Source organism: Salinicola avicenniae (assembly GCF_023736115.1).
Taxonomy (GTDB): Bacteria; Pseudomonadota; Gammaproteobacteria; order Pseudomonadales; family Halomonadaceae; genus Salinicola; species Salinicola avicenniae.
Genome location: NZ_JAKQZC010000003.1, coordinates 591,431 through 616,878, shown reverse-complemented (window position 1 = coordinate 616,878; position 25,448 = coordinate 591,431). Strand labels below are relative to the sequence as shown.

Here is a 25,448-nt window from a genome sequence, read left to right as displayed (position 1 = left end):
GGCCGTCGACCAGCAGCGCCAGGTCGACCTTGTCGCCGGTGGTGCCGCTGGACTTCGAGGCCTGGGTGATGGCGGCAAGCTGATCTTCGTAGATCATCTTGGAGTCGTGCAGCAGCCGTCCAATCAGGGTCGACTTGCCATCGTCGACGCTGCCGCAGGTGATGAAGCGCAGGAGATCCTTGTTCTCGTGCTCCTTGAGATAGGCTTCGATGTTTTCCGAGATCAGGCCGGACTGGTGAGACATTGTCTGGTTTCCTTACAATGCGATGAACAGGGGCGCAGGCGCTGAGCACTCACTTAGCGAGCGATGGCCAGATAGGGAAAAATCAGCGGAAAGGCGGAGTTTACTGGGGTAAATGAGCATTTTGAGCTGATTGTTAACGCCGTATGGCCGAGCGCAGCGAGTGGTAGCCAGCGGCTAGAAGTACCCCTCGCGTTTTTTCTTTTCCATGCTGCCCACCTGATCCTTGTCGATGGCGCGGCCGCTGCGCTCCGAGGTACGGGTCAGCAGCATCTCCTGGATGATCTCCGGCAGCGTCGCCGCTTCCGACTCCACCGCACCGGTCAGCGGATAGCAGCCCAACGTACGGAAGCGCACCCACTTCTCTTCCGGCACTTCGCCCGGTTCCAGCGGCAGGCGCTCGTCGTCGACCATCACCAGCATGCCGTCGCGCTCGACCACCGGACGCGGCGCGGAGTAGTAGAGCGGCACGATGGGGATCGATTCGAGGTAGATGTACTGCCAGATATCCAGTTCGGTCCAGTTGGAGAGCGGAAAGACGCGGATCGACTCGCCCTTGTTGACCTTGCCGTTGTAGAGATTCCACAGCTCCGGGCGCTGGTTCTTGGGGTCCCAGCGGTGATGCTTGTCGCGGAAGGAGTAGACGCGCTCCTTGGCGCGAGAGGCTTCCTCGTCGCGGCGCGCCCCGCCGAAGGCGGCATCGAAGCCATACTTGTCCAGCGCCTGCTTGAGCGACTGGGTCTTCATGATGTCGGTGTACTTGGCGCTGCCGTGATCGAACGGGTTGATGCCGGCGGCACGCCCTTCCTCGTTGATATGCTCGATCAGCTCCATGCCCACGTCCGCCGCCATGCGGTCGCGGAACTCGATCATCTCCTTGAACTTCCAGGTGGTGTTGACGTGCATCAGCGGGAACGGCGGCGACCCGGGATAGAAGGCCTTGCGCGCCAGATGCAGCATCACCGAGGAGTCCTTGCCGATCGAGTAGAGCATCACCGGGTTGCCGAACTCGGCCGCCACTTCGCGGATGATGTGAATCGACTCGGCTTCGAGCTGCTTCAAGTGGGTCTGGCGCTGGGCACTGAGGGGAGGAGCTGTCATGGGCGCTATCTCACGGTCGCTGGCGTGATGCCAGCCGGTAACGAAATGGGATCTACCGAGTCCTCGAGCACGCGAGCGAAGTCTAAAGCCTCAAGCCGCGATGCCTGGCGCGACCCGGTATAAAGCCATTTACCCTAGCGAGACAGCGGTAATAACGTCAAAGAATCAAAGATGATCCAAAAAGTGCTTCTGGTTATATCACTCAACATCCCTAGAGCTCGACACGCTCGATCCAGGTGGTCATGTCATCCCCTTTCAGATCGATAACTCGGAACCCGGGGCGCGCCGCTTCGTCGACGGCGAACTCGTGACTGCCGGGAAGGAACTGATCCGAGGTCGAGGGACAACCATAGACGGCAACCATGCCTTCCCAGGCCGCAAAGGCCTGATGAATATGACCACATAAAAGCGCCCGCACTTGAGGATAGGGGGCCAGGGTTTGCCAGAGCGCATCGCGGTCGGCGAGACCAATCGCGTCCATCCATACGGAACCGACTGGCACAGGCGGGTGATGTAGCGCGATCAGCGTCGGCCGTTCATCGCGCTCGAGCTGTTCGGCCAGCTGCTGTAACTGCTCGCGCCCCACCTCGCCGCCGGGCTGGCCGCTCAAACGGGTATTCAGCAACAGTACGCGCCAGGCCCCGAGATCCAGCTCATCGAGACAAGGCTGCCACTCGTCCATCAATTCGGGCTGATCATGGTTGCCAGGAAGCCAGAACCACGGTGCCCCCACCTCGGCTAGCGCATGATAGGCGTGGCGATAGGCGGCGGATGTCTCGTCTTCGGCAATATCGCCGGTTACCAGCAGCATGTCCGGCCTGAGCGCTCTGGCCTGCGCCAGTACGGCACGTAACTGATGTAGCGGATAGCCCTTGCGCGAACGCCCTTTCGGGTCCGCCAGCAGATGGCAGTCGGTGACCTGAATCAAGCGCATCAGGGCGTTTCCGGTACGTTGGCAGCGTGCCCGTGGGCCAGTCCGTGCTGGAGCCACTCACCGAGAAACCGATTGAGCTGCAGCTTCTCGTCAGGCTGGTGCATATGCGGGTTGGGGTAACGGTAGCGCCCCTGAAAATGGCGCTGACGCTGAAATCCCGTCACCTCTGCCATATTGGCGTCGTGGTACAGGTGCACGGTCATGCGCGGGGAGTCGATAAACCCATCCAGCACACCGGTCTGCGAGACACGGGCTATCGTTGTGTAGGGTGCCTGTTCCAGCACCTCCAGCCAGAGCGTACCAAAACGCGCGTGCTCTCCGGCGAGCGGCACCTCCTTCAACTCGCCCGGCGCCATATCCATGACCAGCCGGCACAACCGAAGGTAGTTGCCGCTGCACTCTGCCTGCAGCGTCTTGAGATCGGTAACGTATGCAGTCTTTACCATTCGTCTCTCCTGGCACATGACGTCGAGCGCACCACATAATGGCTGCGCTAGGCACCGACTCTCAGCGCCGCGCGCTCACGCGACAGCCAGTAGAAGCCGATCAACGCCATGGCGTTATCCAACTGGCCCGCCATCAACCGGTCCCAGGCTTCCGGGAACGGGATCGCATGAACCAGAATATCCTCGTGTTCTTCCTCCAGACCATGCACGCCACCTGCGCCGCGGCTATCGATCAAACCACAGAACAGCGTGACCTGCTCGGAGCAGGCGCCGGGGCTGGGGTAGTAGGTGTGGAGCTCGATCAGCTCTCGGATCTCGCAGCCTGCCTCCTCGAGCGCCTCGCGCCGAGCCACCTCGGCCGCTGTCTCGCCAGGCTCCACCAGGCCGGCAACCGGCTCCAGTTTCCAGGGCGATGTGCAGTCCTCGAGCGCCCCCGCCCGAACCTGCTCGACTAGTACAACCTGGTCCCGGTCCGGATCGTAGAGTAGTACGCCGACCGCGTCCCGACGAACATGCACTTCCCGATCGACCGCCTCGCTCCACTCGCCATCGAAACGACGATGGCGGAAACGCCGAAGCTGCAAATCGAAAAAGCCGGAGTAAAGCGCTCGATCCTCGATTCTCTCCAGGTCGGCGGCGCCGTAGCGTTGAAGCGGATCGATCCGTGCCGTCATGCGAGGGCTCCCTGCCGTTTGAATTCTCATTATTGCGATGCCTCGCAGCAATTCCAACCGGCGCCGGGCCGCCTTTTCGTCTTTTCCCGCGCAATCGGAGGAAATTTCGATCGGTACGAGGCGGACTTTTCTAGCAGTTCCAACAAAGAGATAACGTCTTTTCCTATCGAGACTTGTTGTCACACAACCACTTAGCGACAACCTATGACAATTTAAAGGTATATATATTTAAAATAATATTAATTTTACTTAGAATCCTCTTTTCCAGAGGATGACAAACCAAAGATGAAGAATCACAAGCCATTGATATAAAAGGGTAAAAATAATCAGACACAATTAGAAAAGAAAACCACCAAATTACATATTGCAATAAAATGCTCGCTCCCCTATCCCTGAAAAACATTGGAGATTTCAGGCGATTTGAGTAAACAGAGATTCAAATACCTATCGCCTTGTATCTAATCTGTTACTTTCGGGAGGCGTCATCATGGCCATTTCCTTCAAGATCAGTGCCCCCAATGAAAACGTGGTGGACGCACCCGCTCAGGCGCTGTCCACCAACGGCGTCATTGAACTGTCCCAGCCCCGCCATGTGCTGTTGAGCCTCTCTCCCGACACCGTTCAGGCGATGACAAGGGATGGCGACGACCTTCTGGTGCAGACGACCGACGGCCAGATCATACGCATCACGGACTTCTACGAGGTCGATGGAGGAGCCACCAGCCAGCTGTATCTCACCGGTGAGGACCAGGAACTCATCTGGGCCGATCTTGGCTCCACCAGCGGCGGCGTCGTACCGGTCGACTACATTCCGCAAGAGCAGTTCGGTGTCTTCGAGGCAGCGGCTACCCAAGGCGGTAGCGACTTCGGGATCTCCCCGTTGGGCTGGGCCGCTATCGGCGGCGGCGTACTCGCAGCCGGTGCGGTAGCCGGAGGGGGTGGCGGCGGAGGAGGCGGAGGTGACGATGGGACGCCGCCGCCCGTTGACAACGGCGATGACGGCGGCGATGACGGCGGCGATGACGGCGGCGATGACGGCGGCGACGATAATGGAGATACGACGCCACCTGCATCTCCTTCCATCGCACTGGCCGCCGACACGGGCAACGACGACACCGATGGCATCACCAATGACGCCACCGTCAATGTCGGCAATCTCGAAGCCGGTGCCACCTGGGAGTACTCCGCCGACGGCGGCGCTACCTGGCAGGCGGGATCGGGCAATAGCTTCGAGCTGAACGAAGGCGACTACGCCGATGGCGAGGTGCAGGTACGCCAGACCGATGCCGCCGGCAACACCGGGCCAACATCTTCACTCGGTCCGGTGACGGTCGATCTCGCGTCTCCCGCCGCCCCCACGCTCAACCCGACCGATGGTGACATTCTCACGGGCACGGCCGAGCCTGGCAGCAGTGTCACGCTGAGCAATGATGACGGCACCTTGGCCAGCGTCACGGCAGACCCCAACGGCAATTGGTCCTACGCCCCCGACACGCCGCTGGGGGACGGCAGCACCTTCACAGCCGTAGCGAACGATGCGGCGGGCAATACGAGTCCATCCAGCACTGCCACGGTCGACGCCGACCTGGAAGATACGCTGCCACCCGCCGAACCGGTCATCATCACGTCCATCGACGCCACCGAGCCGGTGACCGGGGAAGTCGAGGATGGCGGCATCACCAACGACCCGAATCCCACCCTGCAAGGCACGGCCGAGGCGACGAACCTGGTACAGGTCTGGGCGGACGACGTCATGATCGGCGAGACGCAGGCCGACAACTTCGGTAGCTGGAGTTTACGCATCGATACTCGCCTGCTGGATGGGACGAGGACGTTCCGCGCTACCTCTACCGATCCCAATGGCCTGGAGTCCGCGCCGAGTAACAGTTACGCCCTCAACGTGGATACCGTACCGCCCGATGTACCGACCATCGACAGCGCCACGGACGACGTCGACCCGACCGGCACCCTGGCCGACGGTGAGGCAACCAACGATAGAACGCCGACGCTAAACGGCACCGCCGAAGCCAACAGCACGGTCACCATTTCGGCCGACGGCACCGTGATCGGCAGTGTGACCGCCGATGGCGACGGCAATTGGACCTTCACACCGGATCCTCTCGATGAAAGCGACGTTACCTTTACCGCCACCGCGACGGACGCCGCCGGCAATGTCTCGCCCGCAAGCCCAGGCTTCACGCTGACACTGGATGCCTCGGCACCCAACGCTGATGACAACCGCATCCTGTTCGACGACGGCGGCGACGCGATCCTGAGCGCCGACGAAGTCGGCAGCGTGACGCTAACCGGCCGCATCGAAAGCGGGGCCAGCGTCGAAGGGCTGACCATCAGCGATAGCGCCGGCGGCAGTGTGGTTGTCGATACCGCGGATATCACGGTCGATGCCAACGGCAACGTCAGCGTCGCCGCGCAGGATCTGAGTGGGCTGGCCGACGGGGAGCTGACCGCCACCCTCTCGGTCACCGATGCCGCTGGCAACACCGGCACGGTCACCGATACCACCACGCTCGATGCGACCGCCCCGGCCACGCCCACCGCAACGCTCGCGGCCGATACCGGCGTCGATGACGCCGACGGCATCACCAGCGATGCCACCGTCAACGTCGGCAACCTCGAAGAAGGCGCCACCTGGGAGTACTCCACCGACGGCGGCACGACCTGGACGGCCGGCAGCGGCAGCAGCTTCGAGCTGGACGAGAACGACTACGCCGATGGCACGGTCCAGGTCCGCCAGACCGACGCCGCCGGCAATCTCAGCGAGGTCGGCAATCTTGGCCCGGTGACCATCGATATCAGTGCGCCCGAGGCGCCGGTCATCGATGGGGCCGAGGATGATGTGCCCCCCGCCGGCCCTATCGACAACGGCGATCCCTCGAACGACATCACGCCGACACTGGTCGGCACGGCCGAGGCCAATGCCATCGTCACGGTCTTCGCCGATGGCCGGGAACTGGGCTCGGTCACCGCCGACGCCAATGGCGATTGGCAGTTCGCCACGGATGAAGGCGACCAGCTGACCGGTGGTGAGACCGACTTCACCGCGACGGCGACCGACGCGGCCGGCAATGTCTCCCCGACGAGCCCAACCTTTACGCTCACCTTCGACACCACCGCCCCGGCAGCCCCGGTCATCGAACCGACCAATGGCGAGACGATCGACGGCACCGCCGAGCCCGGCAGTACGGTGACGCTGACCGACGCTGACGGTAACGTCATCGCCGAGGATATCGCGACAGACCCCGATACCGGTGCCTGGACCTACACGCCCGATCCGGCGCTGACCGACGGCACCGAGGTCAATGCCACCGCCACCGATGCGGCCGGCAACACCAGCCCCGAAGCCACGGCGATCGTTGACGCCACCGCGCCGGACAACGGCGACGGCTTCAACAGTCTCCTGTTCAACGACGGCGGCGACGCGATCTTGAGCGCCGGTGAAGCCAGCAGCGTGACGCTAACCGGCCGCATCGAAAGCGGGGCTAGCGTCGAAGGGCTGACCATCAGCGATGGTGCCGGTGGCAGCGTCGATGTGGCTCTCGCGGACATTACCGTCGACGCCGACGGTAACGTCAGCGTCGCCGCGCAGGATCTGAGTGGGCTGGCCGACGGGGAGCTGACCGCCACCCTCTCGGTCACCGATGCCGCTGGCAACACCGGCACGGTCACCGATACCACCACGCTCGATGCGACCGCCCCGGCCACGCCCACCGCAACGCTCGCGGCCGATACCGGCGTCGATGACGCCGACGGCATCACCAGCGATGCCACCGTCAACGTCGGCAACCTCGAAGAAGGCGCCACCTGGGAGTACTCCACCGACGGCGGCACGACCTGGACCGCCGGCAGCGGCAGCAGCTTCGAGCTGGACGAGAACGACTACGCCGATGGCACCGTCCAGGTCCGCCAGACCGACGCCGCCGGCAATCTCAGCGAGGTCGGCAATCTTGGCCCGGTGACCGTCGATATCAGTAGCCCCACGGCGCCTGTCGCCACCCTCACCAACGACACCGGCGCGACCAATGACGACGGCATTACCAACGATGGCACGGTCACGGTCAGCGGTCTCGAGGTCAACGCGACCTGGCAGTACAGCGTGGATGGGGGCGACACCTGGATCGACGGCTCGGGCAACAGCTTCGACCTGGCGGCCGGCACCTATGCCGAGGGCGCCATACAGGTCCGCCAGGCCGACGTCGCCGGCAATCTGAGCGGCATTACCGACCTTGGTGCCGTCGTCGTCGATCAGAGTGCGCCGGCGGCGCCCACGCCGTCTCTCGCGACCGATACCGGCATCGATAACGCCGATGGCATCACCAGCGATGCCACCGTCGACGTTGGCGGCCTCGAAGCGGGTGCTACCTGGGAGTATTCCACCGACGGCGGCACGACCTGGATCACCGGCAGCGGCAACCGCTTCGAACTCAATGAGGCGAGCTACGAAGACGGCGATATTCAGGTTCGTCAGACCGACGTGGCCGGCAACACCAGCGCCATCGGTAGTCTCGGCCCGGTCACTGTCGACCGCACCGATCCGGCCGTGCCAAGCATCACCGAGGCGACCGATGATGTCGACCCGGCCGGGACGCTGGCCGATGGCGACAGCACCAACGACGGCACCCCGACGCTCAACGGGACCGCGGATGCCAATGCGACGATTACGCTCTACGTCGATGGCGCGGCGCTTCCCGACATCATTACCGCCGATGTTGACGGCAATTGGACGTTCACGACGGCGGCGCTAGCGGATGGCGATCATACCTTCACCGCCCGCGCCACCGATACGGCCGGCAATGTGTCCCCGCTAAGTCCGCCCTTCGTGCTGACCGTCGACACCGCGGCCCCGGATGCGCCCACGCTAAACGATACCGATGGCACCCTGATCACCGGAACCGCCGAAGCCGGCGCCACGATAACGTTGACCGGCCCCGATGGTGAACTCGGCACCACCACGGCAGGTGCCGAGGGCAACTGGTCGTTCTCGCCGGCAGATCCGGTTGCCGATGGCGCCACGATCAGCGCCACGGCGACGGATGCGGCGGGCAACACCGGACCGTCAACCGATACCCAGGTGGACGCGGATCTCAACGACGTGACGCCCCCGGCCGCACCGACCATCGAGCTCGCGGTCGACGATGTCGACCCGCAGACCGGCAATCTGGCCGACGGTGACACCACCAACGATACCCTGCCCGTCCTGCAAGGCATGGCGGAAGCCGGTAGCACCGTTGCGCTCTCTCTCAATGGTGCCCCGCTGGCTACGGTGACCGCCGATAGTCAGGGGAACTGGTCCTACACCGTCTCGACCGCCCTGGAAGACGGCAATGCCGTCTTCACCGCCACGGCGACGGATGCCAACAACAATACCTCCGACAGCAGTGATCCGTTCACGCTGACCGTGGACACGCTTACGCCCGACGCCCCGACCATCGATAGCGCCACGGACGACGTCGACCCGACCGGCACGCTGGCCGACGGCGACAGCACCAACGATGCCACGCCGACGCTGAACGGCACCGCCGAAGCCAACGCCACGGTCACGATACTGGCCGGCGGCACGGCCGTCGGCACCACCACCGCCGACGGCGATGGCAACTGGACATTCACCCCCGCTCCTGAAGACGCCTTCGGCGACGGCGACACGACTTTCACGGCCACCGCGGCCGACGCCGCCGGCAACCTCTCCGGGACCAGCGCCGGTTTCTCGCTGACGATCGACACCGTGAATCCGACAGCGCCGGCGCCCACGTTGGCAACGGATACGGGGACGATCGGTGACGGCCTCACCAGCGATGCCACCGTTAACGTCGGCGGCCTCGAAGACGGTGCCACCTGGGAGTACTCCACCGACGGCGGCACGACCTGGAGCACCGGCAGCGGCACCAGCTTCGAGCTGGATGAAGGCGACTACGCCGATGGCGATGTGCAGGTCCGCCAGACCGATGCTGCCGGCAATCTCAGCGACGTCGGCAATCTCGGCCCGGTGACGGTCGATGTCAGCGACCCGGTAGCGCCGGCCATCGTCAGCGCCACCGACGATGTCGACCCGACCGGCACGCTGGCCGACGGCGACAGCACCAACGATGCTACGCCGACGCTGAACGGCACGGCCGAGGCCAACGCCACGGTCACGGTCCTGGCCGGCGGCGCGGCCATCGGCACCGCGACTGCCGATGGCGACGGCAACTGGACGTTCACGCCGGACGCCCTGCCCGAAGGCGATGCGGTCTTCACCGCGACGGCGACCGACGCGGCCGGCAATGTCTCGCCGGCAAGCCCGAGCTTTACGCTGACGCTGGATACCGCCGCTCCGGCGACGCCGACGATCGAACCGACCAACGGCGACACGATCGACGGTACCGCCGAGCCCGGCAGCACGATCACGCTGACCGACGGTAACGGCGATCCGATCGCTGATCCGGTGCTGGTCGACGGCGACGGCAACTGGAGCGTGACACCAGGCGCACCGCTCGACGACGGCACCGAGGTCAATGCCACCGCCACCGATACGGCCGGCAACACCAGCCCCGAAGCCACGGCGATCGTTGATGCAACCGCGCCGGACAACGGCGACGGCTTCAACAGCATCGAGTTCAACGACGGTGGCGACGCGATCCTGAGCGCCGACGAAGCCACCAGCGTCACGCTGAGCGGCGAGATCGAGAGCGGTGCCAGCGTGACGGGGCTGACCATCAGCGACGGTGCCGGTGGCAGTGTCGTTGTCGCCACCGCCGACATCACGGTCGATGCTAACGGCAACGTCAGCGTCGCCGCGCAGGATCTGAGTGGGCTGGCCGACGGCCCGCTGACCGCCACCCTCTCGATCACCGACGCCGCCGGCAATACCGGCACGGTCACCGACACCACCACGCTCGATGCCACCGCGCCGGCGGCGCCCACCGCGACGCTCGCGACGGATACTGGCGTCGATAATGCCGACGGCATCACCAGCGATGCCACCGTCAACGTCGGCGGCCTCGAAGACGGTGCCACCTGGGAGTACTCCACCGACGGCGGCACGACCTGGAGTGCCGGCAGCGGCACCAGCTTCGAGCTGGATGAAGGCGACTACGCCGATGGCGATGTGCAGGTCCGCCAGACCGATGCTGCCGGCAATCTCAGCGACGTCGGCAATCTCGGCCCGGTGACGGTCGATGTCAGCGACCCGGCAGCGCCGGCCATCGTCAGCGCCACCGACGATGTCGACCCGACCGGCACGCTGGCCGACGGCGACAGCACCAACGATGCCACGCCGACGCTGAACGGCACGGCCGAGGCCAACGCCACGGTCACGGTCCTGGCCGGTGGCGCGGCCATCGGCACCGCGACTGCCGATGGCGACGGCAACTGGACGTTCACGCCGGACGCCCTGCCCGACGGCGATACGGTCTTCACCGCGACGGCGACCGATGCGGCCGGCAATGTCTCGCCGGCGAGCCCGAGCTTTACGCTGACGCTGGATACCGCCGCCCCGGCAGCCCCGGTCATCGAACCGACCAACGGCGACACGATCGACGGTACCGCCGAGCCCGGCAGCACGATCACGCTGACCGATGCTGACGGTAACGTCATCGCCGAGGATATCGCGACCGATCCCGATACCGGTGCCTGGACCTACACGCCCGATCCGGCGCTGACCGACGGCACCGAGGTCAATGTCACCGCCACCGATGCGGCCGGCAACACCAGCCCCGAAGCCACGGCGATCGTTGACGCGATCGCGCCGGACAACGGCGACGGCTTCAACAGCATCGAGTTCAACGACGGCGGTGACGCGATCCTGAGCGCCGACGAAGCCACCAGCGTCACGCTGAGCGGCGAGATCGAGAGCGGTGCCAGCGTGACGGGGCTGACCATCAGCGACGGTGCCGGTGGCAGTGTCGTTGTCGCCACCGCCGACATCACGGTCGATGCTAACGGCAACGTCAGTGTGGCCGCGCAGGATCTGAGTGGGCTGGCCGACGGCCCGCTGACCGCCACCCTCTCGATCACCGACGCCGCCGGCAATACCGGTACGGTGACTGACACCAGCGTGCTGGATACCGCGCCGCCCACGATCGACGACGCCACGGCCAGCGCCAGCGAAGCGGATCTGGGCACGACGGTATCCGGTACGCTGGCCGTCGACGACAGCGGCACCGGCGTCGAATCGATCTCCGTCACGGGCCCCGAGGGCGTCACGGCCGGGGGCGTTGGCGTCACCTGGAGCGGCAGCTTCAGCAACGACACCTATACCCTGACCGGCACCGCCAACGGCACCACGGTCGCCACGCTGACCGTCGGCACGGCCGGTGCCTATACCTTTACGCAATCACAAGCCCTCGACCATCCGCTGGCCGGTGCCGATCTGCTGGCACTCGGCTTTGATGTGACGGCGACCGATGGGCTAGGCAACGCCAGCACCGCCGAACTGACGATCAACCTCACTGATGATGTGCCGGTTGCCGCGCAGCCCGCCTTCTTCGAGATCGACACCGACGCGGCCACGGCTTCCGGCAGCTTCGTCGAGAGCTACGGCGCCGATGGCGGCCATGTCTCGCAGCTCACCATCGATGGCTACACCTTCAACTATGACCCGGATGCCGACAGCGTATCGGCGACGGGCAGCTCCGAACTGGTCGTGGCTTTCGAGGAGAGCGATTACAACAGCGCCACCGGGGACCTGACGATCCGGACCGTCAAGGGCGAGACGCTGACCGTCAATATGCTGACCGGTGAGTACGACTACGATGCCTCCGGCGCCAATCTGCTCGATCCGGAGGAAGAGGTCGCTCCTGAGGCAAACCTGGGTACCGATAGCTCGTTACTGGGGTTGGTGGGAGCCGACGCGCTGGGCGTCATAGATCTCAGCCAACAGCAAGCTTTTGGCGCAACCGATGCGAATAACGACATCACTCAGGTCACGATCTCCCTCTCTGGTGTCTCGCTGAGCCTGAGTCAGCTGACTAACCTGCTTGGACTCAGCGATGACGCCGGGATGTTCTCCGCGTCGACGGACCTAGCCGAGAGCCTGGGTATCACCTTCGACAACGACAACGGATTAACACTCCTGGACAACTCGGCGTCAATCACGATCACCGCCACAGATGGAGGGACGATAGATAACCAGAAACTGAATGAGTTTCTCGGCTCGATCTACTTCAACGGCGGAACCTTGGATCTCTCACTCCTGGGTACTTGGACCATCGAAGCAGAAGACGCCCGCGGAGTGACAAGCACGGCCTCCAGCAGCGACTTGGCCGACCTGAACCTGCTCGAGGGATTGCTTAGCAGCGAGGCACCCGACTATCTGCTCGAAGGAACAGATAGCGAGGACGCCATCACCGGCACCACAGGCGATGATCGCCTCTACGGCTACGGCGGCAATGACACGCTGAACGGCGGAGAAGGCAACGACCTGCTGCGCGGCGGCGCCGGCAACGACACGCTGAATGGGGGCAGCGGTAACGACCTGCTGATCGGTGGGGCCGGCAACGACATCTTGACTGGTGGAACGGGCAACGACGTCTTCCGCTGGGAAGAGGGCCACCAGGGCAGCGTGGGGTCGCCTGCCGCGGATACCATCACCGACTTCAACGCCAGCCGCGTGTCGTCAGGCGGGGACATCCTCGATCTCGGCAACCTGCTGCAGGGTGAAGGCCGGATCGGGCGCAACGCCGGCAACCTGAGCAACTACCTGCATTTCGCGCTCCTCGCCGGCGCCACGGTGATCTATATCAGCAGCACCGGCGCCTTCGCCAGCGGCGACAGCGCGGCTGACAAGCAGGCCCAGGCCGACCAGACCATTACCTTGACGGGCGTCGACCTGACCGCCGCCGGAGCGACGGATACCGCGATCATCGAAAGCCTGTTGACCAACGGCAACCTGATCGTCGACGACGCCTCCGCCGATACGGACCTTTCCGGCAGCGTCTCGACCGAGGTCGACGCGGTCATCTCGGACAACGACGGCGACACCGCCGGCACCAGCGCCGAGTTCGACAGCACCGGCGAACCGACACCACCCCCGAATCCCGACAATGTCGCCCCGGTCGTCCAGGCCAATTCGGCTTCGCTGCTGGGGATCGCCGGGGTCGACCTGCTCGGCCTGATCGACTTCAACGATCAGGACTTCTTTGCCGCCGATGCGGACGGCAACCTGCAATCGATCACGATCGCCTACCGGCCGCTGCTGGGCGTCAACCTCACCGCGCTCGAGTTCACGGCCTCCCAGGCAATGGCGGATGAACTGGGGCTGAGCCTGACCTTCGACAGCGACCCCGGGCTGCTGGGGCTGGTGGCGCCTTCCGCCAGTGTGACCCTCACTGCTGCCGACGGCGGCACGATGGATAACCTCGCGGTCAACGAGCTGCTCGCCACGATCGTCTTTGCCGATACCGACGGCGTGCTCGGGCTCGATGCCAACCTGCAGCTCGCGCTGCTCGACGCGACGACCATCACCGCCACTGACAGCGACGGCCGCAGCGCGACCGACTCGCTCGGTGACCTGGCCGATATCGACGCCCTGAACACGCTGCTCGGCGAAAACGACAACCTCATCGAGGGCACCACCGCCAACGATACGCTTGGCGATAGCAGCGAGACCGCCAGCCAACGCCTCTACGGCTACGCCGGTAACGACACGCTGAATGGCGGTGACGGCAACGACCTGCTGCGCGGCGGGGCCGGCGACGACATGCTGAACGGCGGCGCCGGCAATGACCTGCTGATCGACGGCAACGGCGCCGACACCTTCAACGGTGGCGCCGGTGATGACCTGATGGTGACCAGCGGCACCGGATTCGCCGCCATCGACGGGGGGGACGGCTTCGATACCTTGCTGCTCGACGGCGGCATCGATCTCGACCTGGTCAATGACGCGCTCGGATCCATCAGCAACATCGAGCGGCTCGACCTGGGCCGCGGTGATGGCAACAGCACGGCAACGCTCAGCGCCGAGGACGTCAGCGCCATGACCGACGAGGACAACTTGCTGCAGGTAACCGGCGACGAGCAGGACACGCTCAATGTTCAGGGCGCCACGCTGGACGGCAGCCTCTCGCTCGGTGGCACCGTCTACGACCAGTACACCTTCGGCGACACGACGCTGCAGGTCGAGCAGAACACGGTCGCCGTGGAAACCTGAACCGGCCGACTCGCGCCAGCATCGACGGCGGCGGCCATTGGCCGCCGCCAGGGAGACCGCAGACCACGATACAAGGATCGCTGCCATTTACGACATCAGACGAAGCGGATGGAAGGCGCTCATGGGCACATCTACGGTGTTCGCCTCGACGATAGGGTTCGCCTCGACGATAGGGTTCGTCTTGACGATAGAGGCGGCCAACGCCGCCACCGAAACCTCCGGCTGGTGGTCAGCGGTCGAACGGCACACGCCATCTGGTCCCCTTATGGCGCGTCCTGCCAGCGAGTCAACATCATCGGCCGAGTCACCCATGCGCACCCAGCTACCGGCGGTGGCCTGGCAATCGCCGGATAGTCGAGCCAACGACCTCGACGATAGTCGAGCCGACAACCTCGACAATGACACCTCGACACCGCCCGTCGAGGCAGACCCGCTCTCACTGGCGGAAGCCGTGCGTCGCGGACTCATGATCCACCCCGCGGTGCGCGCCGCCATCGCCGACGCCGAGAGTGCCGGCACCGAGGTGGATATCGCCGAATGGGGCTATTTCCCGGAGGTCGATCTCTCCGCCGGGCCGGAGGAGTTCCCGTTCGAGGATCTCGGTTACGACGTCTCCGCCCGGCAGATGCTCTACGACTGGGGGCGCGTCGACAGCCGAGTGGCCCAGGCCACGGCCGCCCAGCGCGAGACCCGACGCGCGCTCGGCGTGGCCGAGGAGGAAGCCGCCCTGGATATCGTCGAGGTCTATCTCGACGTACTCGCCGCCCGTCGGCGCCTGGCGGTGACGCGTACCTACGTCGACGATCTGACACGCCTGGAAGACCTCACCCGCGACCGCGGCAGCAGCGGCTACGCCGATAGCAGCGAGCGCGGCCGCGTGGCGCTGGACCTGGCCCGGGCACAGGATGATCTCGCCTCCGCCCGCGGCGACATCCGAGAGGCGGAATCCCAGTTTCGCGTGCTGGTCGGCGCGAACGCCGACGCTCTCGAAACACCGATGCCGGCGGGGCTCACCGACCAGCTGGCCCGGGGCGATACGCTAGCCGACTGGATCGTCAGTGCCCCCGGCTACCGCCAAGCCGTGGCCGCCGCCGAGCAGGCCGAGGCGGAGCTCGAAGAGAGCCGCGCCGCGCTCAAGCCCCAGCTCAATCTCGAAGGCTCGCTGCAGCGGCGCCAGATCGGCGGCGAGCTGGAGAACGATTCGGTGATCGGCTTCCGCCTGCGCATGGATACGCTACAGGGGCTGGCCAACTTTCAGCGCCCCGAAGCCGCACGCCAGCGCCTGGAAGCCGCGCGCTTTCGTATCGACGACCAGCGCCGCGAGATCCGCCGCACGCTGCTGACGCTGATCGAGAATGCCGAGGTCTACCGCGACCGCGAAAGCGCCCTCGAGACACAACGCGAGGAAGCGACAGCCGTCGGCGACGTCTATGACGACCAGTTCGCCATCGGGCGGCGAGAGGTCAACGATCTGCTGACGATTCGCCAGCAGGCGTTTACCGCCGAACAGCAGCTGGTGGATCTCGACAGCCAGCAGAAGCGTATCCAGTACCGAGCGGCCTCACAGCTCGGCCTGATCCGTCCGTTGATCATCGACCGCCTGGGAGAAGGGACACCATGACGCTCTCTGCCGCCACCGCCGACCGCTACGGCGATCCGCTGCGCGAGGGGCTGGTGCTGCTCTGCCGCCGCCTCGAGCGCCCCGCCTCGGTCATCGAACTGGGCGACGGCCTGCCGCTCGCCAACGGCCGGCTGCCGCTGACCGAGGCCGCACGCGCGCTGCGCCGCGCCAAAGTCAGCGCACGCGTGGTCGAACGCCCGCTCGCCCGTCTCTCCCCGCGCCTGCTGCCAGCCCTGCTGCTGCTCGAAGGGGGCGACACTCTGTTGCTGGAATCGCTCGACGCGACCGAAGCGCGTGTTGCCCTGCCGGAAGCCGACGGCGGCGAGGAGACGATGCCGCGGGAAACGCTGGAGGCGCTCTACGCCGGTACCGCCATCTTCGCCAGACCGCTGCCGCGCGCCGACGAACGCGCCGGCGACTTCGCCCGCGAAGCGCCGACGCACTGGCTCAAGGGGCCGCTCAAGGCCTGCCTGCCCGCCTATGCCGAAGTGGGCGTCGCCGCCCTGGCGGCCAACCTGCTGGCGATCTCCACCGCGCTGTTCGCGATGCAGGTCTACGACCGCGTCGTACCCAACGCCGCCTTCGACACCCTGTGGGTGCTCGCCAGTGGCGTTGCCCTGGCCGTGCTGCTCGAATTCGTGCTCAAGGGGCTGCGCGCCCACCTGCTGGAAGTGATCGGCAAGCGCCTCGATCTCGAGCTCTCCTCGCGCCTGTTCGAGCAGGCGCTGCGCATGCGCCTGGGGGCGCGCCCCGCCTCGACCGGCGCCTTCACCAGCCAGGTCCGCGAATTCGAAGCGGTACGCGAGTTCTTCACCTCCGCCACCGCCGGCGCGATCAGCGACCTACCGTTCGTGCTGCTGATCGCCTGCATCGGCGGCCCGGTCGCCTTTGTCCCGGTGGTGGCCATCACCGGCATGATCCTTCCCGGACTGCTGCTGCAGCGCTATCTGGCCCGACTGGCGCGGGAAAACCTGCGCGAGGGCGCGGTCAAGAACGGCGTGCTGCTGGAGTCGCTGGACCAGCTGGAGACGGTCAAGGCCACTCACGCCGAGGGGCGCAACCTGGCGCTGTGGGAATCCCTGTCGGCGCAGCTGTCGAACGCCTCCATCCGCCTGCGCTCCGTCACCGGCACGCTCACGCACGCCGCCTCGTTGCTGCAGCAGCTGGGCTACGTCGGCATCGTCATCGCCGGCGTCTACCAGATCAGCGCCGGCGAGATGACCATCGGCGCGCTGATTGCCTGCTCGATCCTCGGCTCGCGGGCGATCGCGCCGATGGCCCAGACCAGTGCCCTGCTGGCCCGCTGGCAGCACGTCAAGGCCGCCGTCGAAGGACTGGATGAGCTGATGCAGGCGCCCTCGGAACAGGGCAGCGGCCAGCGCGTGCGCAAGCCACACCTGCAGGGCCACTATCAGCTGGAAGGTGTCACCCTGCGCCACAGCGAGGAAGGGCCCGTCGCCCTGCAGATTCCGGAGCTCGAGATCGAAGCCGGCGCCCGCATCGCGTTGCTAGGGGGCAATGGTGCCGGCAAATCCACGCTGCTGCGGCTGCTGTCGGGCTTCATCGACCCCAGCAGCGGCAGCGTCATGCTCGACGAGGTCAATATCGCCCAGATCGAATCCGCCGATCGCCGCCACGCGATCGGCTATCTGCCCCAGGATATCGCCCTGTTCTACGGCACCCTGCGCGACAACCTGACCCTCGACGGCGGCCACTACAGCGACGCGGAGATCTTCCAGGCCCTCGACGGCGTCGGCCTGGGGCGCTTCGTGCGCACCCATCCACTCGGTCTGGAGATGCCGATCGCCTCCGGCGCCAGCGTCTCCGGCGGCCAGCGACAAGCCATCGGGCTGGCCCGGCTGGTACTGCAGGACCCGCGGATCGTGCTGCTGGACGAACCCACCGCCGCCTTCGACCAGACCAACGAGAAGCGCGCGGTCGCGTTTCTCAAACAGTGGATGGCAGGACGCACGCTGGTGGTTTCCACTCACAAGCGACCCCTGCTCGATCTGACCGAGCACGCTATCGTCCTGCGCGACGGCAAGCTGGCCATGCAGGGCAACGTCGACCAGGTCGTGCGCGGCAATCGCGTCGCCAACACCGGGGAGGGACGCTGAATGGCGACGACGCTTAGCGATCACGAGTTACAGCGCCAACTGGGCGATCCGCGCGCCAATCTGCGCCATCCGCTGGCACGTCCAATCACCTGGGCGGTCATCCTGAGCCTGCTGGCCTTCGTCGGCTGGTCTGCCTGGGCCGAGATCGCCGTGGTCACCCATGGCGAGGGTCGCGTGATTCCGGTCAGCCGCATCCAGTCGATCCAGAGCCTGGAGGGCGGCATCATCGACGAGCTACAGGTCCGCGAGGGCGATATCGTCGACCGCGACGAGCTGCTGGTCCGGCTCAGCGGTACCCGCTTCCGTAGCGCCTACCAGGAGACCGAGAATCAGGTCGTGGCGCTGCGCGCGGCCATCGCCCGACTGCAGGCGGAGGTGCTCGAACGCGACAGCATCGCCTTTCCCGAGAGCATCGACCCGGAACGCTCGCTGGCCCGGTCCGAACGCGAGCTGTTCGGTGCCCGCCGCGAGAAACTGCGCGAGGCGACGGCGTCTCTCGACCACGAGATCGACATGGCGAGCCGCCGCCTGAACCTGATTCAGCCGCTGGTGCAGCGTCAGGCCGTCAGCGAGATGGAGCAACTGCAGCTGCAGCAGGATATTGCCTCGCTGCGCGGCAAGCGCGCCGAGATCCAGAACAGCTACGTGCAGGATGCCTACACCGAACTGACCGACAAGAAGGGCGAGCTCGCCTCGCTCGAGCAGGTGCTGGTGCAACGTCAGGACCAGTACCAGCGCACCGAGCTGCGCTCGCCGGTGCATGGTCGGATCAACGCGATCAACTACACCACCCGAGGCGGCGTGGTACCGCCCGGCGAAACGATCATGGAGGTCATTCCGCTGGAGGATCAGCTGCTGATCGAGGCGCGCATCCAGCCCCAGGATGTCGCCTTCCTGGCTCCGGACATGCCCGCCAGCGTCAAGATCACGGCCTACGACTACACCATCTACGGGGACCTGAAAGGTACGGTCGAGCAGATCAGCGCCGATACCATCGAGGAGGAGACGCCGCGCGGCACGGAGTCCTACTACAAGGTCTACATTCGCACCGACAGCGGCTCGCTCAACCACAACGGCGCGACCCTGCCGATCATTCCGGGCATGGTCGCGCAGGTGGATATCCAGACCGGCGAACGCAGCGTCCTCGACTACCTGCTCAAGCCGCTGCTGAAGGCCAACCTCTACTGAACCACTCCGTCTACTGAACCACTCCGTCTACTGAGCCACGCCGTCGACGGGCGGCGGCTCATCGGTGGGCGTCGATCCAGGCGCGTACGCGCTCGCGCAGTGCCTCGTCGGAGGCGCGACCTTCCCTCGCCTCGCCCGCCAGCGCGCGTTCGGCGTAGGCCATCGCCTCGCCGTGCGCGCCCTGCTCCTCGAGAAACTGCGCGTAGTAATAGTTGGTATCGATGCCGGCCGGACGAATCGCCACGGCTTTCTCCAGCAGTTCGCGCGCCTTGTCCTCGTCGCCGAAGGCGATCGGCCAGCCCGGCGCACGCTGATAGAGTGCCCCCAGCGTGACGTAGGCCGAGCCATCCTGCCCCTGCGGGTCGAGCGAGATCGCCCGTTCCAGGGAATCTCGCGCCGTCTTGGCCAGCCCCAGTGCCCCCAGGCCACCCTCGACACGCGCGTAGGAAGCCAGCACGACACCCTCGGCCGTCAGCACGCGCGGGTCATCGGGATAGGTCTCGGCGAGTGTTTCGACTTCGCGCTCCAGCCCTTCGAAGGCTCGCGTCTGCGCATCTCCCTGCATCTCGTACTCGACGTTGCCCCAGCGCTGCATCAGCGAGAAAAGCGTCGACTCGGGCGCCCTGTCCTGCGCCAGCGCACCGGCCGCCGCACCGACGATCAGCGTCAGGGTGAACACGGTCGCCGCCAGGATCCGCACGGCGCCTGCCCCGGTCGACATCCCGCCGCGGCCGGACCGGTTCATCACTTCGACGCTGGTCGCGCCGCCGCTGTCCACGCCGTCGCTGTCCACTTCGCAGCTGTCCACTTGGACCCTATGCACCTCACTGCCCGACGCGCCCGGTGTTCGCCATTGCGCTCGCATCGCCGCTCTCCTTTATCAGGTCATGGCGAAAATCTAACGGTCGTTTGAAAATGCCACCATCCGGTTTTAGTCGTAAGCGTCTCAAGCGCGTGGCGAGCCCTGGGCGGTTGCGTTAGGCTGCGCGCCAGTAGCGACCGAAACGGAGGCCGATATGCAGGGCCGCAACATGACACGCTGGCGCGATCCCAAGAAGGATCCCCGCCAGGAGAAGAAGAGCAACCTGATCACGCCACAGGGCTATGCACGACTGGAAGGCATTCACGACCACCTTTCCCGGGTCAAGCGGCCGCAGCTCTCGGCCAAGGTAGGCGAGGCCGCCGCCCTGGGCGACCGCAGTGAGAACGCCGACTACACCTACAACAAGAAAGAGCTCAATCGCGTGATTGCGCGCATCCGCTACCTGCGCAAGCGGCTGGATGAACTGCAGGTGGTCGACCGCCTGCCGGCGGACACCGGCAAGATCTACTTCGGCGCCTACGTAACGCTCGAGGACGATGACGGCGAGGAACTGCATATTCGCATCGTCGGCCACGACGAAACCGACACCAGCCGCCATTGGATCAGCGTCGACGCGCCGTTGGCGCGCGCCCTGCTGGGCAAGGCGCTGGACGATGATGCCGTGGTCGCCGCGCCCGGTGGTGAAACCCACTATATTGTCACCGATATCGGCTACCCGGGCGCCGAAGAAAACGCCGGAAGCTGACGGTTTCCCCTACAGAATTTTCCGCCGCAGACGATAAGCGTTACAAGGCAGGCCATGTCGGTATGGTCTGCCAGCAACCCGATTGTCGAGTACGCCACCATGCCGGAAGCTTCCGACCCGAGCGAACAACACGTGCTGTTCGCGCGCCAGCCGATCTTCAATGAGGCGCGCGAGATCGTGGCTTTCGAACTCCTGTTCCGTCCCAAGGACGGCGGCCCCATGCCGTCGCCATTCGACGGTAACCGCGCGACGAGCACGGTGTTGCTTAACGCCTTTACCCAGGGCGACCTGCAAACGGTCAGCCAGGGCAAGCCGCTTTTCATCAACTTCACCGCCGAGACGCTCTGCACCAACCTGCCGTTCGACTCCGACAAACTGGTCGTGGAGATTCTCGAGGACACGCCGGCCAACGACGAGACGCTGTCGCGCCTGGCCGGGCTCAAGCAGCGCGGCTTCACGCTGGCGCTGGACGACTACACCGAACCCGGCGCCGAACACCCCTTCCTGCCGCTGGTCGATGTGGTCAAGCTCGAGTACCCCCACTACTGCAGCGAGGGCTTCCGCCAGGTCGTGCGCGAGCTGCGCCAGCGCTACCCGGCGATGAAGATTCTGGCCGAGAAGCTCGAAAGCGAAGAGGAGCTCGAGTGCTGCCTGGACGCGGGCTGCGACCTGTTCCAAGGCTATTTCCTGGCGCGCCCGCAGGTGATGCAGGGCGAGGCGATCAACGCCGATCGCCTGGCGATCCTGCAGTTGATCGCCACGCTCAACCAGCCGGATGTCAGCACGCGCGACATCACCACGACCATCGAACGGGACCCTGCGCTCGGCGTGCGCCTGCTGAGAATCGTCAACACGGCGCAGTATCAGCGGCTCAGCGCGATCACCTCGCTCAACCAGGCGGTCACGCTGATCGGCACCCAGCGCATCCGCAGCCTGGCAACGCTGCTGGCCCTGGGTGACATGGACGACAAACCGGTCTCGCTGCAGCAACTGGCGATGTACCGCGCCTGCCTCTGTCGGGAACTGGCGATCCATGACACCGCGCTGGCCGAGAAGGCGTTTACCACCGGCCTCTTCTCGTATCTCGAGGCCTTCTTCAATCGGCCGCTGGCCTCGCTGATCGAAACGCTGCCCCTGCACCCGGCGATCCAAGACGCCCTGCTCGAGCGTGCCGGCCCGGTCGGCGCCCTGCTGGAGACCGCGATTCATCTCGAAAATGGCGACTGGGGGCAGATCCCGTGGGAACGCCTGGCACCGCTCGGCATCGATGCCATCGGCGTCAGCGAGGCCAACCAGCGTGCGCTCGCGGAGGTCAACGAGATGGAGGCTAGCGGCGGGTTATAAGCGCTGCCGCCGGCCAGCAGCGACGAGCCGACAGAAGACGACTAACGCCGGCGCTTGAACGCCCGATACACGCGGAAGCGGCGGTCGTCGGCGAGCACCTCGAAACTGCCAAAAGCGGCCGTCAGCCAGTCCGGGTATGGCAGGAAGGCATTAGCAACCAGCGTCAGCGAGCCGCCGGCCTGCAGACGCGCCGGTGCCTCGCGAATCAGGCGCTCAGTCGGGTCATAATCGATCGCCCGCTCCTGATGAAAAGGGGGATTGCTGACGATGGCCTGGAACACGCCATCGACACCGTCGTAGACATCGCTCTGGCACACCTGTCCACGCAGGCCGTTGGCCGCCAGTGAACGTCGTGCCGCCTCCACCGCAAACGCACTGATATCCGACGCCGTTACCTGCCAACCGCGCCGCGCCAACCAGGCGCTGATGATGCCGTCGCCGCAGCCGATATCCAGCGCCTCGCCTTGGGTCGCCAACGGCGAATCGACCAGCGCCTGCAATAACAACCGCGTGCCGTCATCGAGCTTGCCATGGCCGAACACCCCCGGATGCGTCGCCAGCGTCAGCCCGTCGACGCCGGCCACCGCAACCTCGAACGAAGTCCAGCCGGTATCGGGCACGGTTGCGCGGTCGTCGGCGCGCGTCTCGAACAGCGTGCAGCGTCGTGCGTTGTCGAGCTTGCGGCAGGCCAGCGCCATCGCCGCTAGTGTCTTCGGCACGCGCCGGATACCGCCTTGGGTCTCGCCGACGACCTGAATCGGCGTGCCCGCCGGCAGCGCCCCGCACAACGCCTCCAGCCACCAGGCCCCGAGCGCATGGCTCTTGGGCCAGAACAGCACCGCGCCGGGCACCGCGAACGTCGGCGGCACCAACGATGAGTGGGCCGGCCGCCCCGCCGCCGCCCAGGCGGCACAGACCGAAAGATCCGCGCTCCACACCGCGCCCTCACCGGACTCCAGCCAGCCGTCACGGGGTGGCGCCACCCACAGCCAGCCGCGATAGTCTGCGTCCTGGCGGGCCAGCAACTCGCACGGTGGCGTCTGCGGGGTCATCGTCTCTCTCCATGGGGGTCGTCGTCGGTCGGATGCACCGTGGCCATCCCGGCAGCCGGGGGCGCGGCCTTGTCGCTTCCGGATGCCGCCGCGGGCCGCAGGATATAGTGCAGATAGCGCCCCAGGCGCCAATGGGGCTCGGTGCGGCAATAGCGTTTCTCCAGCGCGATCAACGTCTCCATCTGCGCATCGCTCGGCGCCCGCTCCCGCAGGTAATCGTGGAAAATGCGCACGCCGGCGACCTGTTCGATCACCAGCCCGGTTTCGGCGCACCAACGCACGATATCGTCATGCGTCAGCGGCGAGATCGGCGTCAGCCGCTGACGCTTGCCGGTCCCCGCGAGGCGATCCTCCAGCGAGCGTTCCAGGTTGCCCTTGACCACGTTGGAAAAGCGCAGCGCATCGCGATTGAACACCATCAACGACAGTCGCCCCTCCGCCGCCAGCAGAGAACGCAGGGTGAAAAATGCCTCGCGCGGAGACGCCAGCCACTCCAGCACCGCATGGCAGACGACCAGCGGCCACGGGCCGGGCGCTTGCCCGGGCAGCGCCTGTACCGGCGCCCGTAGCGGCGTGACCGAAAGCCCCGCCAGTGCCGGAGCGGCCGCCGCGAGCATATCGGCCGAAGGCTCTGCCAGCGTCACCGCGTGGCCACGCTTCGCCAGCCAGGCGCTCATCTGGCCCAGACCACCGCCGACATCCAGCGCCGGCGAGCCGTCGCGCGGCAACGCCTCGTCCAGCAACAGGCCCAGCACGGCCAGCCGAATCCGGCCCCGCGCGGTGGCGTAAAGGCTGTCGGCAAACTTCTCCGCCAGGCCATCGAAGATGCGATCCTGCGCCACCGGCACATCATTGCCGTGGCGGTGGGAATCGACGGAAGAGACATCGTCAGGAGCGGACATGCAAGCGGGCAGCGGCCAGAAAGCGGAGGAAGGCGGCATTGTAGCAATGCCGGCGCGGAGCGTCCCGGCCAAAGCGCCATGGCTTTATCTCGTGGAATCCGGCGCTTATACTGTGCGCCGCTCGCAACGCAGCAAACGGTGCACGCCAACTCGCCGTTTCCCTGCCGCATCGCCCCTATAGCTCAGCTGGATAGAGCGTCCCCCTCCTAAGGGGAAGGCCCCAGGTTCGAATCCTGGTGGGGGCACCATTGAAAGGTTTCTCGCTACGGCCTTCGCCGTTCTTTCCCGCCCAGCAGCCTTCGCCGCTCGCGCCACTGATAACCCTGTGGACACCATCGTTATCTCTAGGCTTGCCGTGCTGACGGCCGGGGTTCAAAACGGGTGGCGGTCATTCAAGCCAACCTTGGCCATCGCCGCCAAGCCCGGCGGCGGGCGCCGCCGAGCTGCAGAGAAAAATCAGCCACACTGACAGTCGTGGCCGCAATCTTTACTCCCATCCGCATGGCCATCGGCGCATGCCTGGCAGCAATACCGCTTTCCTTCTACCTCGACAGATTGCTCAGTGACCTTGCATTCGCATTTCGGGCAAGCACAGGTTTGCTGGGACATTGGAAATCTCCTCTGTTGACGATCTCAATCTAGTCCCCGCCCTCGGTGTTATGTCATCACAAGGCAGGATGCGAGCGACCGTGCGCTACGCGCGCTAAATGGGTCGAAAACCACGCATCTGCCAAGAGGCCCCTAAACCGCGCCACAACGGGTGCGGCGTAGCCCAGAGCACGACCGACAATTTATGCGGATCTATGCAGTGCTATGCACTTGCGCCCCCTCGGTGGAAGCGAGAAACGCTCAAGTGCGGCCACGTAGCGTCCGATAGCTAATCAATGGATTCCTGAGAGAGCCCTGATAGACCCGAGTGTTACTGTATGGTAACGATATAGGAGGCCGTGGCCATTTATTGGGCCAATATAAGCTCGATTGCGGCCTTCACCGCCGGTGCGCCGTCGACTCCCCGCCCCGCCTGCGCGCTAAATGGGTCGGTTTTGATGCAGCGTTGCAAGTGGCGCCAAGCCGCGCCAGCACTGGGACGGCGGAGCGATTTGGCAGGCGGAAAAAT

Annotated in this window: 15 protein-coding genes and 1 tRNA gene; 7 read left to right on the top strand and 9 right to left on the bottom strand. The window is 65.4% G+C overall.

From position 1 onward, the window contains the following. From MC381_RS09340 to MC381_RS09320, 5 genes are all read right to left on the bottom strand, one after another. On the bottom strand, positions 1-244 hold a 244-nt coding region (locus MC381_RS09340; RefSeq protein WP_251977463.1), incomplete at its 3' end, for a GTP-binding protein. A gap of 174 nt (positions 245-418) precedes the next feature. Continuing rightward, entirely contained in the window at positions 419-1,342 is a 924-nt protein-coding gene (gene cysD / locus MC381_RS09335) for a sulfate adenylyltransferase subunit CysD (protein ID WP_251977462.1), read from the bottom strand. A 211-nt stretch (positions 1,343-1,553) separates the two neighbouring features. Continuing rightward, on the bottom strand, positions 1,554-2,276 hold the full coding sequence (locus tag MC381_RS09330) for a metallophosphoesterase (RefSeq protein ID WP_251977461.1): 723 nt from the start codon (positions 2,274-2,276) through the stop codon (positions 1,554-1,556). Then, on the bottom strand, positions 2,276-2,722 hold the full coding sequence (locus tag MC381_RS09325) for a DUF1249 domain-containing protein (protein WP_251977460.1): 447 nt from the start codon (positions 2,720-2,722) through the stop codon (positions 2,276-2,278). Before MC381_RS09325 ends, MC381_RS09330 begins: the two co-directional genes overlap by 1 nt. 47 nt (positions 2,723-2,769) lie before the next feature. Then, the gene (locus MC381_RS09320) at positions 2,770-3,396 is read right to left on the bottom strand and encodes an NUDIX domain-containing protein (protein WP_251977459.1); all 627 of its coding nucleotides are present in this window, start codon (positions 3,394-3,396) and stop codon (positions 2,770-2,772) included. 487 nt (positions 3,397-3,883) lie between these two features. On the opposite strand from MC381_RS09320, the gene MC381_RS09315 reads away from it, so the two are divergent. The 4 genes from MC381_RS09315 to MC381_RS09300 all read left to right on the top strand — a co-directional run bounded on the left by MC381_RS09315 (position 3,884) and on the right by MC381_RS09300 (position 19,465). Then, entirely contained in the window at positions 3,884-14,539 is a 10,656-nt protein-coding gene (locus MC381_RS09315) for an Ig-like domain-containing protein (RefSeq protein ID WP_251977458.1), read from the top strand. A 310-nt stretch (positions 14,540-14,849) separates the two neighbouring features. Continuing rightward, entirely contained in the window at positions 14,850-16,160 is a 1,311-nt protein-coding gene (locus MC381_RS09310; protein WP_251977457.1) for a TolC family protein, read from the top strand. Then, positions 16,157-18,277 (top strand): type I secretion system permease/ATPase, encoded by a 2,121-nt coding sequence (locus MC381_RS09305; protein ID WP_251977456.1) that lies wholly within the window; start codon positions 16,157-16,159, stop codon positions 18,275-18,277. The genes MC381_RS09310 and MC381_RS09305 overlap by 4 nt, the downstream gene beginning before the upstream one ends. Continuing rightward, on the top strand, positions 18,278-19,465 hold the full coding sequence (locus tag MC381_RS09300; protein ID WP_251977455.1) for an HlyD family type I secretion periplasmic adaptor subunit: 1,188 nt from the start codon (positions 18,278-18,280) through the stop codon (positions 19,463-19,465). A gap of 58 nt (positions 19,466-19,523) precedes the next feature. Here MC381_RS09300 and MC381_RS09295 read toward each other — a convergent pair whose 3' ends face one another. Continuing rightward, positions 19,524-20,330, bottom strand: a complete 807-nt coding sequence (locus MC381_RS09295; protein ID WP_251977454.1) for a hypothetical protein — start codon at positions 20,328-20,330, stop codon at positions 19,524-19,526. A gap of 151 nt (positions 20,331-20,481) precedes the next feature. Between MC381_RS09295 and greB the strand changes: the two genes are divergently transcribed. Then, positions 20,482-21,033, top strand: a complete 552-nt coding sequence (gene greB, locus MC381_RS09290) for a transcription elongation factor GreB (RefSeq protein WP_251977453.1) — start codon at positions 20,482-20,484, stop codon at positions 21,031-21,033. 54 nt (positions 21,034-21,087) lie between these two features. After that, complete coding sequence (locus MC381_RS09285) at positions 21,088-22,377, top strand: EAL and HDOD domain-containing protein (RefSeq protein ID WP_251977452.1); 1,290 nt, start codon at positions 21,088-21,090, stop codon at positions 22,375-22,377. 41 nt (positions 22,378-22,418) lie between these two features. On the opposite strand, the gene MC381_RS09280 is transcribed toward MC381_RS09285, so the two are convergent. After that, complete coding sequence (locus MC381_RS09280; RefSeq protein WP_251977451.1) at positions 22,419-23,429, bottom strand: methyltransferase; 1,011 nt, start codon at positions 23,427-23,429, stop codon at positions 22,419-22,421. Further along, the gene (locus MC381_RS09275; protein WP_251977450.1) at positions 23,426-24,331 is read right to left on the bottom strand and encodes a methyltransferase domain-containing protein; all 906 of its coding nucleotides are present in this window, start codon (positions 24,329-24,331) and stop codon (positions 23,426-23,428) included. Before MC381_RS09275 ends, MC381_RS09280 begins: the two co-directional genes overlap by 4 nt. 171 nt (positions 24,332-24,502) lie before the next feature. Between MC381_RS09275 and MC381_RS09270 the strand changes: the two genes are divergently transcribed. Then, a tRNA-Arg gene (locus tag MC381_RS09270) sits at positions 24,503-24,579 on the top strand. 208 nt (positions 24,580-24,787) lie between these two features. Here the strand turns inward: MC381_RS09270 and MC381_RS09265 are convergent. After that, positions 24,788-24,940, bottom strand: coding sequence for a metallothionein (locus tag MC381_RS09265; RefSeq protein ID WP_251977449.1), 153 nt, complete (start codon positions 24,938-24,940; stop codon positions 24,788-24,790). Positions 24,941-25,448: the final 508 nt, after the last annotated feature.